Genomic DNA, 16,041 nt, shown 5'->3' with positions numbered 1-16,041 from the left:
CCGGTGCCCCGTCCGCCCCCTCCGCCCCGTCCGCGAGCGGCGCCAACTCCGGGGCGCCCGGCGGCGCGCGTCCGGGTGCCGGGCGGCCCGGCGGTGTGGTCGGCTCCATGAGCGCCCCCGGCGCCCCGCGCCCCGGGGGCACCAACGGCGCCGGCATGTCCGGCGCCACCGGCGGCCCCGTGGCTCCCGGACACGGCGGCGGCACCGGCTCCTTCGACGTGACCGAGGCGCTCGCCGCGGGCCCCCACGGCAACGGCACCCGCCCGCCGCAGGGCGGCGGTCAGGCGCAGACCGCAGGCCCCACGCAGGGCGGCGGTCCGGCGCAGGGCAGCCCGGTGCAGAGGCCGATGCAGAGCGGCCCGATGCAAGGCGGCCCGATGCAGGGTGGCGGCTCCGAGCCGCGCCGCGACGACCTGCCGTACTTCGACGGCAGCGGGAACGGCCAGAACGGCTACCCCGGGCCGAACGGCCAGGGCGCAGGCCCCGGCGCCCCCGGCGGCCCGCACGACTTCAACGGGCCGGAAGGCCCCGCCGGCCGTGGCAGCCGGGGCGGTCCGCAGGGCCCCGCCGGTCCCACCGGCGGCCCGGTCACCGGTGACGGTCCGATGGTGCCGCCGATGAACGCCGGCCCCCTCCACCACCCCGGCGGCGGCCTCAGCGACGACACCGCGATCCTCACCCCGCAGCCGCCGGCCCCCGAGCCCGGCCCCGGCGGCTACGGCCGCCACGACAACGTCTCCGGGCACACCGTCACCAGCGGCATCCCGGTCGTCCCCGCAACCGGTCAGGGACCCGGCCAGGGCGGGCCGTTCGCGCCCGGAGGACACCCCGACGGGCCGCTGCCGCACACTCCGCCGAGGGCGCCCGAGCCGGTCGCGCAGAACACCCCCGCAGCCGGCTCGAAGAAGAAAAAGAAGAAGGGCCGCAGCAAACTGGTCCTCCTCGGAAGCCTGGTGGTGGTCGCCGCGGCCGGCGCCTACGGGGCCGGGCTGCTGATGAACCACTCCGACGTGCCCAAGGGCACCACCGTGCTCGGCGTCGACATCGGCGGCGGCACCCGCGACGATGCCGTCAAGAAGCTCGACGACGCCTTCGACAGCCGGGTGAACCAGCCGCTGAAGCTGTCCGTGGACGGCGGCACCGTCACCCTCAAGCCGGACCAGGCGGGCCTCCAGTTCGACATGCAGGCCACCGTCGACGCGGCCGCCAAGAGCGACTACAACCCCGTCTCGGTGATCGGCTCGCTGTTCGGCGAACACCGTGAGATCGAGCCCGCGATGCCGGTCGACGAGGAGAAGCTCCAGGCGGCCCTGGAGACCGCCGCGGGCGGCACCGGCTCGGCCACCGACGGCACGATCAAGTTCGAGTCCGGCAAGGCCGTCGCCGTCTACGGCAAGGCGGGCAAGGGCATCGACGCGGCCAACGCCCAGGCGGCCGTCGTGGAGGCCTACCGCGGCCAGGTCGAGACGGGCACGCCCACCCCGGTGAAGGTGCCGACGAAGGCCAAGCAGCCGACGGTGTCCGACGCCGAGGTCGACCGGATGATGAAGGAGTTCGCCGAACCGGCGATGTCCGGCAAGGTCACCGTCCAGACCGACGCCGCGCACTCCGTCCCGATGAGCCCCAAGAACTCCCTGTGGAAGTTCCTGGGCGTCAAGGCCATCGACGGCAAGCTCGTCGAGAGCTACGACGAGGCCGCGCTGAAGGAGCTGTACGGCGGCGCCTTCGACGGTGTGCTGATCACCCGCGGCAACGGCCAGAAGACGCCCGTCACCGTCCAGGACGTGATCAGCGCCCTGCGCCCGGCGCTGACGAGCAGGACGGACCGGCTCGGGATCATCGACACCGACCCGAGCTGACGCGGACAGGCACTCCAGGCCGACTCCAGGCCCCAAGGGCACCCGGCATCCACGCCGGGTGCCCTTCGCGTGCGCCGGACTCCGCGTGCGGCCGCTCGCGTGCGCCGGGTTCCGCGGGCGGCCGCGAGGCCCCGGGCCGGGCTCCGCGGGCGGCTGTGACCGGGGGCCGGGCTCCGCGTGCCGCGTGACGCCCCGGGCCGGACTCCGCGGGCGGCCGTGACCCGGGCCGGGCTCCGAGTGCCGCCGTGATGCCCCGGGCCGGGCTCCGCGTGTCGCCGTCGCACCCGAGCCGGACATCGCCGGCCGCAACCCCTGTCGCTGTGAACCCGCTGGGGCGGGCATCAGTTCAGCAGGGCCCGTGCCGCCCGCGCCTCCTGCCGGACCCGTTCCGCCAGCGTGGCGTCCACCACCTCCACCAGCCCCGCGTACTCCTCCATCTCCTCCGCCCCCTCCACGAACTGCCCGCGCTGTGCCAGCAGTTGACCCCTTTCGTAGCGCAGGCGAGCCGGATGGGACGGCAGCAGCAGTGCCAGCTCCACGGCCCACAGGGCGACATCGGAGCGCTCGGGCCGGGCCGCCGCCCACGCCCGGATGTTGTTCAGGATGCGCCGTACGACGTCCAGGGTCTCCGCCGGGACCAGCATCGAGGGTTCCAGCGGGGCCCCCGTCGCCCCCGTCACCAGCAGCTCGGCGTCGTGCCCGGTCAGCACCCGGCCTCCGTCGAAGGGGTCGACGAGCACCTGTTCCTCCGGGGGGCCGAAACCGACCACGAAGTGCCCCGGCAGGGCGACGCCGTACACCGGGGCCCCGGCCCGCCGCGCGACCTCGATCCACACCACGGACAGCAGGATGGGCAGCCCCCGCCGCCGTTCCAGCACGTGGTGCAGCAGGGACGACTCCAGCCGCTCGTAGTCCGCCGGGGAACCGCCGAACCCGAGCCGCTCACCGAGCAGCTCGCGCAGCGCGAGTGCCCACGCGCGCGGCCCGTCCGGCCGGAACGGCACCTGACCCGCCAGCGAGTCCAGTCCGACCTGCGCGGTGTCCAGCCCTGCCTCGTCCAGCGTCCGGTCCGCCGCCGCGCCCACCAGCAGACACAGCAGCGAGAGGTCGGGCCGCTCGGACCGCGCCTCCTCGGCGAACCGCCGCCGCAGCTCCGAGGGCTCGAATCCCGTCACGTGGTGCTCGCCTCCGGCTCCCGGTAGTGGTGGTAGGCGTGGTGCGCCCCGAACCCCATCCCGGTGTACAGCGCCCGCGCCCCCGCGTTGTCCGCCTCGACCTGGAGCCAGGCAGCCGACGCGCCCTCCTCCAGCGCCCGGCGCGCCAGCGCTGCCATCACGACCGTGGCCAGGCCCCGCCGCCGCTGCTGCGGATCCACCTCGACCGCCGCGAACCCGGCCCACCGTCCGTCCACGACACACCGCCCGATGGCGGCAGGCGCCGCACCCTCACCGGGCACGGACGCGAACCACACCGACGGTCCGGAGCCCAGCACCTTCAGCGCGACTTCCCCGATGCCCTTGCGCTGGTACCGGGACAGCCACCCCTCGTCGGCCTCCCGGGCCAGCACCACGCCCCCGGCCCCCGCCTCCGCGAGGTCGGCGACCGCCGCCGGCGCCCCGGTCCACAGCTCGGCGGTCACCTCCCGCACCCACCCGCGCCGCTCCAACTCCGCGCACAGCAGCTCCTGGGTCCCCGCGGCCCCGGTGGCGGTCTGCACGTACGCCGGCAGGCCCCGGTCGCCGTACCAGCGCCGTACGACGTCCAGGGCCCCGTCGAGGGGCAGGCCGGGGTCGCCCAGCGGGAGCACGGAGTTGGCACGGCGGGTGAAGCCTGAGGCGGCCCGCAGTTCCCACTCGCCGAGCCGCTCGCTCTCCACAGGACGCCAGGCGCGCGCGCAGACGCGGGCGAGTTCCTCGTAGGAGGCGGCCGGGCCCCGGCGGCGGGCCGGAGCGGCCGGGACGACCTTCCCGGCGACCAGGGAGGATTCCGCGATGCGGACGCTCTCGCCACTCTTCCGTGTGATCAGCAGCACACCGTTGTCCCATGATGTGAGAACACCCACCGTGTCGGTGAATTTCCCCTCGGTGACCCCAGGTTCGTTCAAGCGCCGCACGGAGACACGTTTGCCCACGTCAGCGGCGGTGATGCGAACCTCGAGACGTCCGGCGGCCGAGATTTCCACAGGTCGGTTCACCCCTCCTGTTCGGATCGTTGCCAAGAACGGAGATACTAGGGGCGGGCATCGACGACGCCGCGCTCCCGCGCGCCAGGCGGCGGAGCCTGAGGAGGCCCGCCGGCGCCCTATCGAGGAGGAACGACAGCGTGACCTACGTCATCGCGCAGCCTTGTGTCGACGTCAAGGACAAGGCATGCATCGAAGAGTGCCCGGTCGACTGCATCTACGAGGGCCAGCGGTCCTTGTACATCCACCCGGACGAATGCGTCGACTGTGGTGCCTGTGAGCCGGTATGCCCGGTCGAGGCGATCTTCTACGAGGACGACACTCCGGAGGAGTGGAAGGACTACTACAAGGCGAACGTCGAGTTCTTCGACGAGCTGGGCTCGCCCGGCGGTGCCAGCAAGCTGGGTCTGATCGAGCGCGACCACCCCTTCGTCGCCGCGCTGCCGCCGCAGGCCGGGTAACCAGCCGAGCGGCCCGCATCGACGCGCCGCCTCGGTCCCGTACGGCCTGATCGCCCAAGATCGCCGTACGGGGCCGAGGCATTGCCGTATCCGCCAGGCCGCCGGCCGTATGCGCGTCAGTGGCGTATGCGTCCGTGGCCGTGTCCGCGCCTGTCCGGGCCGTATGTGTCCGGGCCGTATGCGTCCCGGTCGTGTCCGTCCGGGCCGTGTCCGTCTCATGGCCGTGTCCGTCAGAGAGTGAGCCAAGAACCGTGTCCGCAGTCTCAGACCGTCTTCCCACCTTCCCCTGGGACAAGCTGGAGCCGTACAAGAAGACGGCCGCGGCGCACCCCGGCGGGATCGTCGACCTCTCCGTCGGCACCCCGGTCGACCCGGTCCCCGAGCTGATCCAGAAGGCGCTGATCGACGCGGCGGACTCCCCGGGCTACCCCACGGTCTGGGGAACCCCGGCACTGCGCGACGCGATCACCGGCTGGCTGGAGCGGCGCCTGGGTGCCCGTGGCGTCACCCACCGGCACGTCCTGCCGATCGTCGGCTCCAAGGAACTGGTCGCCTGGCTCCCCACCCAGCTGGGCCTCGGCCCCGGGGACAAGGTGGCCTTCCCGCGCCTGGCCTACCCGACGTACGAGGTCGGCGCCCGGCTGGCCCGCGCCGAGTACGTGGCCTACGACACTGAGACATTCGCGGCTGACCCCGCGGGGAGCGAGCTGGACCCGACGGACCTCAAGCTGCTCTGGCTCAACACCCCGTCCAACCCGACCGGCAAGGTCCTCTCCCAGGCCGACCTGACGCGCATCGTGGCCTGGGCCCGTGAGCACGGCGTCCTGCTCTTCTCCGACGAGTGCTACGTCGAACTGGGCTGGGAGGCCGACCCCGTCTCCGTCCTCCACCCGGACGTCAACGGCGGCTCGTACGAGGGGATCGTCTCGGTCCACTCCCTGTCGAAGCGCTCGAACCTGGCCGGCTACCGCGCCGCCTTCCTGGCCGGTGATCCGGCGGTCCTCGGCCCGCTCCTGGAGATCCGCAAGCACGGCGGCATGATGACCTCGGCGCCGACCCAGGCGGCGGTCGTGGCGGCCCTCTCCGACGACACCCACGTCCACGAGCAGCGCGAACGCTACGCCGCCCGCCGCACCCTCCTGCGCGAGGCGCTCCTCGCCCACGGCTTCCGCGTCGACCACAGCGAGGCCAGCCTCTACCTCTGGGTCACCAGAGGCGAGTCCTGCTGGGACACCGTGGCCCACCTGGCGGCCCGCGGCATCCTGGTGGCCCCCGGCGACTTCTACGGACCGGCGGGCGCCGAGCACGTACGCGTGGCCCTGACGGCGACGGACGAGCGGGTGCGGGCTGCCGTGGAACGCCTGAAGGCATAGGGGCGTGGAGGCGTAGGGGCGCTGAACGAGGACGGGGTCCAGGGGAACACCCTGGACCCCGTCGCCGCTGAAGCGCGGTACTCAGCCGAGCGGAAGGCCGTTCACCGGCAGCGTCCCCGCATCCGGCAGCCCACCCTGCGTCAGGGACTCCGTGGGCAGCCCGCCCTTGGTCGCCGTGGACGCGGTGTCCCCGAGGAGATCGCCGGCGGAGCCCGCCGCGGTGCCGGTCGCCTCACCGGCGGCCTTCTGCGCGGCCGGCGTCACCTTCTTCACTGCCTTGCCGCCGGTCTTTCCCGCGGTCGGCAGGGCCTGCTCGACCGTCTTGCCGCCGGTCTTGCCCGCGGTCCCGGTGACGTTCTGCGCCGCGCTGTCGACCGTGTTGCCGACGCTCGCCCCGTCCAGGGCGGTCAGTCCGCCCAGGTTCGGGGTGGCGGGCAGGTCGGGGGCGGCGCTGGCGGAGCCGGCCGCACCGACACCGGCAGCAGCTCCCGCGGCGACAAGCAGTGCGACACGGGCGATCCTGCGGGTCAGGGGGAGGGACATGATGCTCCTTCGACGGGGGAGAAAAAGAACTGTCTATGAGGTCTGTCCGGGCCCGGACGCACTGACTACCGCTTGAACCCCGCGAAGGTTGCGGACGGCCGACGTAAAGAGTTGGTAATGCGTCGCATAATCAGCTCTGGATAAAAACGGGCGAAAACCGCCCGATGTGAAAGTCGGCAAAACCCGTGGAGCCCTGTGTTCCCAAGGCATTCGCCCACCTGGACGGTGACGGCACGAAAACCTGAGCGCACCGCCGTCCGGTGCCCCACCCATTACCCGTCGGAGTGAATACCCGTACTACTGCGCGGTGACGATCCGTACGCTCCCGGAGCCACCGCCCGCGCCCGTGGCCTCGGCGCCGGCTGTGCCGGTGGCCCGCCATGTGCTGCCGGTGGTGCCGGCGACCCACTCCCGGCCGGCGTAGGTGACGCGCTGGATGCGCAGCGCGGAGGCGTTGGCCACCGCCCAGTGCGCGAGCTGCCAGCCGCGTTCGGCGGCGTCGCGTCCGTCCGCGGTCGTGTCCTCGGCCACGGGCAGCGTCACGGTCCGGCCATCGGCCTCGGTGACCGGCGGGTCCGCGGCGGAGGCATCCTCGTCACCGACCTCGGCACCCGCCTGCTGGAGCGCGTCGCGCCCGAAATCCCGTACGAGAGCGGCGCGGACCGCGTCCGGGCCGGTGGCCGTCGCGGCGCGGGTCGTGGCGTCCGGGCGGCCCTCGCAGGTCAGCGAGGCCGCGGAGGTCCCGGTGAGCGCGGCGGCCAGCAGCGTCGCGCCCGGCTCGTGCTTGGCGTACGCGTCCGGGTACCCGCTGCGCTGCACCCGCTGCGCGGCGACGGTGAGCGGCAGTTCGGTGTAGTCGCGCACCTTGGCGAGGTGCTCGTAGAAGATGTTCGCCGCGTACGCCGGGTCGGTGACCTCCTGCGCGCTGCCCCAGCCCTGCGAGGGCCGCTGCTGGAAGAGGCCGAGCGAATCCCGGTCGCCGTGGTCGAGGTTGCGCAGCGCAGACTCCTGGAGCGCGGTCGCCAGCGCGATGGTCACGGCCCGCTCGGGCATGTTCCGGTTGGTGCCGACGGCCGCGATGGTGGCTGCGTTCACCGCCTGCTCCGGCGTGAACTCGTACGCCGGCGAGCTCCCGTCGGCGGAAACGACTCTGCACCCCCGGTCCCCGGCGCCTCCGGTGACGTACTGGACCACGACATAGCCCGCGACGGCGGACAGGACCACGCAGGCCGCCCCGCATCTCAGGAGGCGGCCGCGGCGCTTGGGAGTGGGTGACGGCTCTGGCACGGGTACAAGGTACTGGAGAGTACGGAAACGAGGGAGGCCCGTGCGGAAGGTGGGTCCGGGCGGGACGAGCGGTCGGCGCGTTAGGGTCGACGGCATGGCCGAGACCCCGCTTGACCTCACGCTGGACGCCGCTCTGCTCACCGCGCAGCTCGTCGACTTCCCCTCCGAGAGCGGCACGGAGAAGCCGCTCGCGGACGCCATCGAGACGGCCCTGCGCACGCTGCCGCACCTCACGGTGGACCGGCACGGCAACAACGTGATCGCCCGCACCCGCCTGGGCCGGCCCGAGCGGGTGGTCCTCGCCGGCCACATCGACACCGTCCCGATCGCCGGCAACGTCCCGTCCCGGCTGGACGCGGACGGCGTCCTGTGGGGCTGCGGCACCTGCGACATGAAGGCGGGCGTCGCCGTCCAGCTCCGCATCGCCGCCACGGTCCCCGCCCCCAACCGGGACCTGACCTTCGTCTTCTACGACAACGAAGAGGTCGCCGCCGACCTCAACGGCCTCAAGCACGTCGCCGAGACCCACCCGCAGTGGCTGGAAGGCGACTTCGCGGTCCTCCTGGAGCCCTCCGACGGCCAGGTCGAGGGCGGCTGCCAGGGCACCCTGCGGGTGCTGCTGAAGACCCGGGGCGAGCGGGCCCACTCGGCGCGCAGCTGGATGGGCTCCAACGCCATCCACACGGCCGCCCCGATCCTGGCCCGCCTCGCCGCCTACGAGCCGCGCTACCCGGTGATCGACGGCCTGGAGTACCGCGAGGGCCTCAACGCGGTCGGCATCACCGGGGGAGTGGCCGGCAACGTCATCCCCGACGAGTGCGTCGTGACCGTCAACTTCCGCTACGCGCCCGACCGTACGCCCGAGGAAGCCATCGCCCACGTCCGTGAGGTGTTCGCCGGCTGCGGGGTCGAGGAGTTCGTCATCGACGACCACAGCGGGGCGGCCCTGCCCGGACTCTCGCACCCCGCCGCGGCGGCCTTCATCGAGGCCGTGGGCGGCACCCCGCAGCCCAAGTACGGCTGGACCGACGTGTCCCGCTTCTCGGCGCTCGGCGTGCCCGCCGTCAACTACGGCCCCGGCAACCCGCACTTGGCGCACAAGCGGGACGAGCGGGTGGAGACCGCGAAGATCCTGGCGGGGGAGGAGCGGCTGCGGGCCTGGCTGACCGCGTGATCGCGGGGCATCCGTGCCCAGGGGCACCCACGGCGGACACGCCGACGTCCCCCGCCCGTAACCCGCGTAGATCTACGCTGAGGTGGAACGACTGCAAGCGGAGGGAGTTCACATGGCTACAGGCAACCCGGAGGGCAAGCGGCGGCCACCGGAGGAACAGCGCCTGGGACCCGTCCTCCGGAGGCGGGATCAGGTACAGGCGAGCACCACGGACCAGCGGCTGCTGGACGAGCGTGCCCCTTCCGACTGGGTCCACACCGACCCCTGGCGCGTCCTGCGCATCCAGTCCGAGTTCATCGAAGGCTTCGGCACCCTGGCCGAACTCCCGGCCGCCATCAGCGTCTTCGGCTCCGCCCGCACGCCGGTCGACTCCCCGGAGTACGAGGCGGGCGTACGGCTCGGACGCGCGCTGGTCCAGGCCGGCTGGGCCGTGATCACGGGCGGTGGCCCCGGTGCCATGGAGGCGGCCAACAAGGGCGCCTGCGAGGCGGGCGGCGTCTCGGTGGGCCTCGGCATCGAACTGCCCTTCGAGCAGGGGCTGAACCCCTACGTCGACATCGGCCTGAACTTCCGGTACTTCTTCGTCCGCAAGATGATGTTCGTGAAGTACGCGCAGGGGTTCGTCGTCCTGCCCGGCGGCCTCGGCACCCTGGACGAACTCTTCGAGGCCCTCACCCTCGTCCAGACCCAGAAGGTCACCCGCTTCCCGATCGTGCTCTTCGGCACGGAGTACTGGGGCGGCCTGATCGACTGGCTGAGGAACACCCTGATCGCCCAGGGCAAGGCCTCGGAGAAGGACCTCCTCCTCTTCCACGTCACGGACGACGTGGAGGAAGCGGTGGCCTTGGTCTCGAAGGAGACCGGCCGCTAGAGACCGGCCGCTAGAGACCGGCCGCTAGAGACCGGCCGTTTCGGCAGCCAGGTCCGGGACGGGAAGGGACGGCGGGGGCGAGCGGGATCTACGCCAGCCCCCGCCGAGCCACCGCCGGCTCCCGGTGCCCGGCGATGGACGCCACCATGTCCAGCACCTGCGCCGTCTCGGCGACCTCGTGCACCCGGTACACCCGCGCCCCCAGCCACGCCGACACAGCGGTCGTGGCCAGCGTCCCCACCACCCGCTCCTTGACGGGCCGGTCCAGCGTCTCCCCGACGAAGTCCTTGTTGGAGAGCGACACCAGCACCGGCCACCCCGTCTCCACCATCTCCCCCAGCCGTCGCGTCGCCTCCAGGCTGTGCCGGGTGTTCTTCCCGAAGTCGTGCCCGGGATCGATGAGGATCGACTCCCGCGGCACCCCCAGCCCCGCCGCCCGCTCCGCCAGCCCCACGGTCACGCTCAGAATGTCGGCCATGACGTCGTCGTACGTCACCCGGTGCGGCCGGGTCCGCGGCTCCGTGCCGCCCGCGTGCGTGCAGACCAGCCCGACCCCGTATCGCGCCGCGACCTCGGCCAGCCGCGGATCGACGCCGCCCCAGGCGTCGTTCAGCAGATCCGCGCCCGCCTCGCAGACCGCCTCGCCGACCTCGGCCCGCCAGGTGTCCACACTGATCACGACCTCCGGGAAGCGCCGCCGCACCTCGGCCACGAAACCGACCGTGCGCCGCGCCTCCTCCTCCGCTGTGACCTCTTCGCCCGGCCCGGCCTTGACGCCGCCGATGTCGATGATCGCCGCGCCCTCGGCCACCGCCCGCTCCACGCGCGCGAGGGCCGGCTCGTCACGGAAGGTCGCGCCCTGGTCGTAGAAGGAGTCGGGAGTCCGGTTCACGATCGCCATGATCACCGGCTCGTGGGTGCCGAATTCCCGCCTGCCCAGCCTGAGCATCCCCTGTGACCTCTCCTCGTACGTCCCTGACATCCGCCGCCTGCGACCCTAACTGTCACACCCCCATGGCACGATCGGAGCCTGACACATCTGACAACGAGCACTGCGAGCGTGGGGACCCACCGATGGTTATGTTCTTCTTCCTGGTCATCGCCCTCGCCGTCGTGGTGGCCGCGGTGACACTCGCCGTGGTGGGCGGCGGCGAGGGCACCGGTCCGCTGCCTGAGGTCGCGCCCGAGCGGCTGCACGACCCGCTGCCCCCGGACCGCCCCCTCGACCGGGCCGACGTCGACCGCCTCCGCTTCCCGCTCGCCGCCCGCGGCTACCGCATGTCCGACGTCGACGACGCCCTCAACCGTCTCGCCGCCGAACTCGCCGAACGGGACGCCCGTATCGGCGAACTGGAGTCCGCGCTCGCCGTCGCCCGGACGCCCGAGCCGCACGTCTGCTTGGACAAGCCCGGACCGCAGGACCAGCAGTGAGTGACGGCACCGCCCTCGCGGGCCCGGACGGTGCGCTGCGCTGCCCCTGGGCCCTGTCCACGGCGGACTACGTGACCTACCACGACGAGGAGTGGGGGCGCCCGGTCCACGGCGACGAGGCCCTCTTCGAGCGCCTCAGCCTGGAGGCCTTCCAGTCCGGCCTGTCCTGGATCACGATCCTGCGTCGCCGCGCCGGCTTCCGAGCAGCCTTCGCCGACTTCAGGATCGACGCGGTCGCCGCCTTCACCGACGAGGACCGTACCCGCCTCCTCGCCGACCCCGGCATCATCCGCAACCGCGCCAAGATCGACGCCACGATCGCCAACGCCCGCGTGCTGGCCGGCTGGTCGCCGGGCGAACTCGACGAACTGATCTGGTCCCACGCGCCGGACGCGGCGACCCGCGCGGTCCCCAAGACCCTCGCGGACGTCCCGGCGGTCACGGACGAGTCGACGGCCCTGTCGAAGGCACTGAAGAAGCGCGGCCTGCGGTTCGTGGGGCCGACGACGGCCTACGCGCTCATGCAGGCGTGCGGCCTGGTCGACGACCACCTGGCGACCTGCGTGTCCCGCGGCGCGGCGTAACGGGCGCGGGGGCCGTGCCTCGGCCGGGACGGCCCACAGCCCCCGACACCACTCGCATCGCCGGACTCAGCGGCCCAGGTACTTGGGCTTCTCCTTGTTCACGAACGCCTGCACGGCGATCCTGTGGTCCTGCGACGCCCCCGCCCGCGTCTGCAGCTCGTCCTCCTTGTCCAACGTCTCGGAGAGCGAGTGCGAGAGCCCGTACGCCACGGCTTCCTTGAGCGCGGCGTACGCCACCGTCGGCCCGTCGGCCAGCGCCCGCGCCACCTTCTCGGCCTCGGCGCGCAGCGACTGTGCGGGCACGACCCGGTTGGCGATCCCCAGCTCGTACGCCTCCTGCGCCTTGAGATTGCGCGGGAACAGCAGCAGATCGGCGGCGCGTCCGGGACCGATCACCCGGGGCAGGGTCCAGGAGACACCGGAGTCGGCGGTGAGCGCGACCCCCGCGAACGAGGTGTTGAAGGACGCCGTGTCGGCCACGACCCGGTAGTCGGCGGCCAGCGCGAAGCCGAAGCCGGCGCCCGCGGCGACCCCGTTCACGGCGGCGACCACCGGCTTCGGCGCCTCCGTCAGCGCCCGAACGACCGGGTTGTAGTGCTCCTTGACCGTGCTCATGACCTTGCCCGAGCCCTCGGCCAGCAGCCCGATGTGCTCCTTGAGGTCCTGGCCCACACAGAAGGCCCGCTCACCGGCGGCGGTCAGCAGTACGGCCCGTACGGCGTCGTCGGCCGCAGCGGACTCCACCGCCTCCCGCAGGGCGACCTTGGTCGCGATGTTCAGCGCGTTCATCGCCTCCGGGCGGTTCAGGGTGATCGTCGCGAGCCCGTCGCTCACCTCGTAGAGCACGGTGTCGGCCATGGGATGTCCCCTCCGGTGTCGCGGCTGACGTACTGACCAGTACGCAGGTGTACGCAGGTGTCCGAAGGACAGCATGATGGACGCCGAGCGCGCGGGGCGTGTGACCTGCGTCAAAGAAATCGGGACGATTTCCGGTGCGCGGAAGTCCTTGCGGGCGCGCAGTATCGCAGTCACATCGCCGAATTGAGTGGTTTTGCTCGCGCGCGTTGCCCAAGCGATGCCGACCGATGTTGGTCATCGGGTCCTGCGATGCGGGATAATGGCTGGGAAGCAATGTGTTCGATGCCGGTGTCGTGGGTCCCATGCTGGGCCGCGCCTTGCCCTTCACGGGCCGTCGGCTTTGACGATGAGCTGGTTTCAGGAAGGGGAACGAGCATGGCGGCCATGAAGCCGCGGACGGGCGATGGCCCGCTCGAGGTGACCAAGGAGGGGCGGGGCATCGTCATGCGCGTTCCGCTCGAAGGCGGCGGTCGGCTTGTCGTCGAGCTGACCCCGGATGAGGCCGACGCGCTCGGCGACGCCCTCAAGAAGGTCGTCGGCTGACGCGCAAGCGACCATACCCCTTCGTCTCCCCGGCACCCTCCAAGGGTGCCGGGGAGACTTTTTTCGGCGGATGTCCGGCGGTTGTCGAGGGGTGCGTAGCCCGAACGGCGTACCGGGCGGGCAGCGATACGGGCGGGCGGCGATACGGGGCGGCCGCGACTGCGGCGGTATCGGCGGGGAGGGACTTCGGGGCGCACTGCAAGCCGGCCTGCGGGTCGGATTGCGGGTCGGCCTGCGGGTCGGACTGCTGCTCGGGCTGTGGCGCGGGCCGCTGTGGCCGGTGTCGCTCTCGCTCGCGCCGTTATCGCTTGACCGCGCAGAGCAGGCCGTCGCCCACCGGCAGCAGCGACGGCACCAGCTCCTGGCTCTCGCGCACCGCGCGCAGCAGTTCGCGGATCCTTATGACCTCGGTGGGCTGCGGGCCGGAGTCGATCGTGCGGCCGTTCGCGAAGACGCCCTCGAAGACGACCAGACCCCCCTGCCGCAGCAGGCGCAACGATTCAGCGAGGTAGTCCATGACCTCGAGCCGGTCACCGTCGCAGAAGACGAGGTCGTATCCGGCGTCCGCGAGCCTCGGCAGCACGTCCAGCGCGCGGCCGGGGATGAACCGCGCCCGGTTGCTGGCGAACCCGCAGGCCCGGAAGGCCTGCCGGGCGAACTGCTGGTGCTCCGGCTCGGGGTCGACGGTCGTCAGGACGCCGTCCGGGCGCATCCCGTGCAGCAGGTGGATCCCCGAGACGCCGGTACCGGTACCGATCTCCGCGACCGACTTCGCGTCCACGGTGGCGGCGAGCAACCGCAGCGCGGCGCCCGTGCTGGGCGACACCGAGCGCAGCCCCGCGTCGCGGGCCCGGTCACGGGCCCAGCGCAGTGCTTCGTCCTCGGCGACATAGGCGTCGGCGAACGCCCAGCTCGTCTGCCGGTTGCCGGTAATGACCCTCTCCTGTCCCCGTGGTTGCCTGGGCGTGACTGTATCCGTTGGTGCCGGGAACCCGCAGATGGGACCGCGCGTTTGAAGGGGTGTGACGGACTACGGGGGGACACGGTTGGATCACGGCGACGGACGGGATGCCCAGCAAGTGCTGACGCAGCCGTATGAGCCGTATCAGCCCAGATCAAATTCTCGTAAAACCGCTTATCCGGAGCTAACGGGCGAGGTGGCTATGGTAGGGGCTCCGCTGGACACCACCAGAGCCGACAGGGGAGGTGCGGCTGCACCTGTGGATCGGGGAGGAGCGCTGCGGCGCTTTCTCGGTTCGGCAGGCAGGCCGAAATCCGTGAACGACACCGCTGACCACAGCCACGCCGCCGGCCCTGGCGCCGGCCCCTCCCAGACCGCGACCTTCTCCACCGACGCGGACGGGCAGGCGTGGACTCCGCCCACCTGGGAGGAGATCGTCAGCCTGCACAGCGGCCGTGTGTACCGGCTCGCCTACCGCCTCACCGGCAACCAGCACGACGCCGAGGACCTCACCCAGGAGGTCTTCGTCCGCGTCTTCCGCTCGCTGTCCACCTACACGCCGGGCACCTTCGAGGGCTGGCTGCACCGCATCACCACCAACCTCTTCCTCGACATGGTCCGCCGTAAGCAGCGCATCCGCTTCGACTCGCTCGGCGACGACGCGGCCGAGCGGCTGGCCAGCAAGGAGCCCAGTCCTCAGCAGGTCTTCAACGACGCCCACTTCGACGCGGACGTCCAGCAGGCCCTCGACACCCTCGCGCCGGAGTTCCGCGCCGCGGTCGTCCTGTGCGACATCGAAGGCCTGTCGTACGAGGAGATCGCCGCGACCCTCGGCGTCAAGCTGGGCACGGTCCGCTCGCGTATCCACCGCGGCCGTTCGCAGCTGCGCAAGGCACTGGCCCACCGCTCGCCCGAGGCGCGCTCCGAGCGTCGCTCCTTCGTGGCTCGTGTCCCCGCTCTGGGGGGAGGGGGCGCGCCCGCGTGACCGGAACCCGTCCCACCCCGGCCGAGCAGCACCTCGGCGACCGGCTCTCCGCCCTCGTGGACGGCGAGCTGGGTCATGACACCCGTGAGCGTGTGCTGGCGCATCTGGCGACCTGCTCCAAATGCAAAGCGGAGGTCGACGCACAGCGCCGGCTGAAGAACGTCTTCGCGGAAGTGGCCCCGCCCGCCCCCTCCGAAAGCTTCCTGGCGCGCCTCCAGGGGCTCCCCGGGGGAGGTGACCCGGACGACGGCGGTCTGCCGCCGCTCGGGGGAGGCTTCGGTGACAGATTCGGGGCCCGCCCCGGAGCGTCCGGAGTCTTCGGAGCGAAGCGGGACGAGCCGTTCGAGTTCGGCTATGTCCCCGCGCGCGACCACGGTTCCGTGCTCGCGCCCTCCGGCGAGCGCGGCTTCCGGATCCACCCCGTCGGCCGGTCCGACGCCGAGCGTTCGCGCGGGCTGCGGTTCGCCTTCGCCGCCGCCGGCGCGGTGTCGCTGGCCGCGATCGCCCTGGGCGGCATGAACACCGGCGTGCCGGCCGACACCGAGGCCCGTGGCGGCTCCGGTGCGGGCAGCAATGTCACACCGGCACGCACGCCCGGCAGTGGCGCCGCGACGACGTCCGAGAGCCAGCGCCGCCGCGGCGTCGGCCCCTTGATCGCGCAGGGCGGGCAGATGCTCGGCGAGACCCCGGTCGCCCCGACCCAGGTCTCCGCACCCCTGCTGCCCGGCATGCCGGCCCCCCAGGCCGGCCACCCCGAGCAGGCCATGCACCGGCTCACCACACCCGTGATGGCCGGCGCGGCCGCCATGTCCCCTCTGATACGCCCGCTCGGCACCACCCCGCCGGTCTCGCTGACCTCCTGGACGACCGACCCGGAGATCACCGGCCCCGGCCTGCTCGCCGCACCCGTCCCCGACGCCACCTCCGCC

17 protein-coding genes are annotated in these 16,041 nt (G+C 72.5%); 10 read left to right on the top strand and 7 right to left on the bottom strand.

Annotated features, from left to right (window positions below):
• Positions 1-1,859 (top strand): hypothetical protein (locus P1P75_RS30745; RefSeq protein ID WP_319261615.1); only part of this gene is annotated, 1,859 nt, incomplete at its 5' end.
• Positions 1,860-2,200: 341 nt separating this feature from the next.
• Here the strand turns inward: P1P75_RS30745 and P1P75_RS30740 are convergent.
• Entirely contained in the window at positions 2,201-3,034 is an 834-nt protein-coding gene (locus tag P1P75_RS30740; RefSeq protein ID WP_319261612.1) for a transglutaminase-like domain-containing protein, read from the bottom strand.
• Complete coding sequence (locus tag P1P75_RS30735; RefSeq protein WP_319261622.1) at positions 3,031-4,041, bottom strand: GNAT family N-acetyltransferase; 1,011 nt, start codon at positions 4,039-4,041, stop codon at positions 3,031-3,033. Before P1P75_RS30735 ends, P1P75_RS30740 begins: the two co-directional genes overlap by 4 nt.
• 140 nt (positions 4,042-4,181) lie before the next feature.
• Between P1P75_RS30735 and fdxA the strand changes: the two genes are divergently transcribed.
• Positions 4,182-4,502, top strand: a complete 321-nt coding sequence (gene fdxA, locus P1P75_RS30730) for a ferredoxin (protein ID WP_086766880.1) — start codon at positions 4,182-4,184, stop codon at positions 4,500-4,502.
• A gap of 251 nt (positions 4,503-4,753) precedes the next feature.
• Positions 4,754-5,875 carry a bifunctional succinyldiaminopimelate transaminase/glutamate-prephenate aminotransferase gene (locus P1P75_RS30725; protein WP_319261611.1) on the top strand — a complete coding sequence of 374 codons (1,122 nt, stop codon included), beginning with the start codon at positions 4,754-4,756 and terminating at the stop codon, positions 5,873-5,875.
• A gap of 81 nt (positions 5,876-5,956) precedes the next feature.
• On the opposite strand, the gene P1P75_RS30720 is transcribed toward P1P75_RS30725, so the two are convergent.
• A complete protein-coding gene (locus tag P1P75_RS30720) occupies positions 5,957-6,418 on the bottom strand; it encodes an ATP-binding protein (RefSeq protein WP_319261608.1) in 462 nt (153 codons plus the stop codon).
• Between the two features lie 297 nt (positions 6,419-6,715).
• Positions 6,716-7,705, bottom strand: a complete 990-nt coding sequence (locus P1P75_RS30715; protein WP_319261606.1) for a heavy metal transporter — start codon at positions 7,703-7,705, stop codon at positions 6,716-6,718.
• Between the two features lie 94 nt (positions 7,706-7,799).
• On the opposite strand from P1P75_RS30715, the gene dapE reads away from it, so the two are divergent.
• Positions 7,800-8,879: a succinyl-diaminopimelate desuccinylase gene (gene dapE, locus P1P75_RS30710; RefSeq protein WP_319261604.1), complete on the top strand. Its 1,080-nt coding sequence runs from the start codon at positions 7,800-7,802 to the stop codon at positions 8,877-8,879.
• Positions 8,880-8,991: 112 nt separating this feature from the next.
• Positions 8,992-9,750: a TIGR00730 family Rossman fold protein gene (locus P1P75_RS30705; protein WP_319261601.1), complete on the top strand. Its 759-nt coding sequence runs from the start codon at positions 8,992-8,994 to the stop codon at positions 9,748-9,750.
• An 88-nt stretch (positions 9,751-9,838) separates the two neighbouring features.
• Here the strand turns inward: P1P75_RS30705 and folP are convergent, their stop codons facing one another.
• Positions 9,839-10,699 (bottom strand): dihydropteroate synthase, encoded by an 861-nt coding sequence (gene folP, locus P1P75_RS30700; RefSeq protein WP_319261599.1) that lies wholly within the window; start codon positions 10,697-10,699, stop codon positions 9,839-9,841.
• Positions 10,700-10,830: 131 nt separating this feature from the next.
• On the opposite strand from folP, the gene P1P75_RS30695 reads away from it, so the two are divergent.
• Both P1P75_RS30695 and P1P75_RS30690 read left to right on the top strand, forming a co-directional pair.
• Positions 10,831-11,181, top strand: coding sequence for a DivIVA domain-containing protein (locus tag P1P75_RS30695; protein WP_319261619.1), 351 nt, complete (start codon positions 10,831-10,833; stop codon positions 11,179-11,181).
• Entirely contained in the window at positions 11,178-11,765 is a 588-nt protein-coding gene (locus P1P75_RS30690) for a DNA-3-methyladenine glycosylase I (RefSeq protein ID WP_319261597.1), read from the top strand. Before P1P75_RS30695 ends, P1P75_RS30690 begins: the two co-directional genes overlap by 4 nt.
• A gap of 66 nt (positions 11,766-11,831) precedes the next feature.
• On the opposite strand, the gene P1P75_RS30685 is transcribed toward P1P75_RS30690, so the two are convergent.
• A complete protein-coding gene (locus P1P75_RS30685; RefSeq protein WP_319261595.1) occupies positions 11,832-12,623 on the bottom strand; it encodes an enoyl-CoA hydratase-related protein in 792 nt (263 codons plus the stop codon).
• Positions 12,624-12,998: 375 nt separating this feature from the next.
• Here P1P75_RS30685 and P1P75_RS30680 point away from each other — a divergent pair, with 375 nt between their 5' ends.
• On the top strand, positions 12,999-13,166 hold the full coding sequence (locus P1P75_RS30680; RefSeq protein ID WP_003966491.1) for a DUF3117 domain-containing protein: 168 nt from the start codon (positions 12,999-13,001) through the stop codon (positions 13,164-13,166).
• A gap of 301 nt (positions 13,167-13,467) precedes the next feature.
• On the opposite strand, the gene P1P75_RS30675 is transcribed toward P1P75_RS30680, so the two are convergent.
• Positions 13,468-14,166, bottom strand: coding sequence for an O-methyltransferase (locus tag P1P75_RS30675; RefSeq protein ID WP_319261617.1), 699 nt, complete (start codon positions 14,164-14,166; stop codon positions 13,468-13,470).
• Positions 14,167-14,329: 163 nt separating this feature from the next.
• Here P1P75_RS30675 and sigE point away from each other — a divergent pair, with 163 nt between their 5' ends.
• The gene (sigE, locus tag P1P75_RS30670) at positions 14,330-15,112 is read left to right on the top strand and encodes an RNA polymerase sigma factor SigE (RefSeq protein WP_319261593.1); all 783 of its coding nucleotides are present in this window, start codon (positions 14,330-14,332) and stop codon (positions 15,110-15,112) included.
• Positions 15,109-16,041: zf-HC2 domain-containing protein (locus P1P75_RS30665; RefSeq protein WP_319261591.1), on the top strand; the 933-nt coding region annotated here is incomplete at its 3' end. The genes sigE and P1P75_RS30665, both read left to right, overlap by 4 nt.

This window comes from Streptomyces sp. ID05-39B (assembly GCF_033794725.1).
Classification (GTDB): domain Bacteria; phylum Actinomycetota; class Actinomycetes; order Streptomycetales; family Streptomycetaceae; genus Streptomyces; species Streptomyces bobili.
This window is presented reverse-complemented; position numbering and strand designations above follow the sequence as displayed.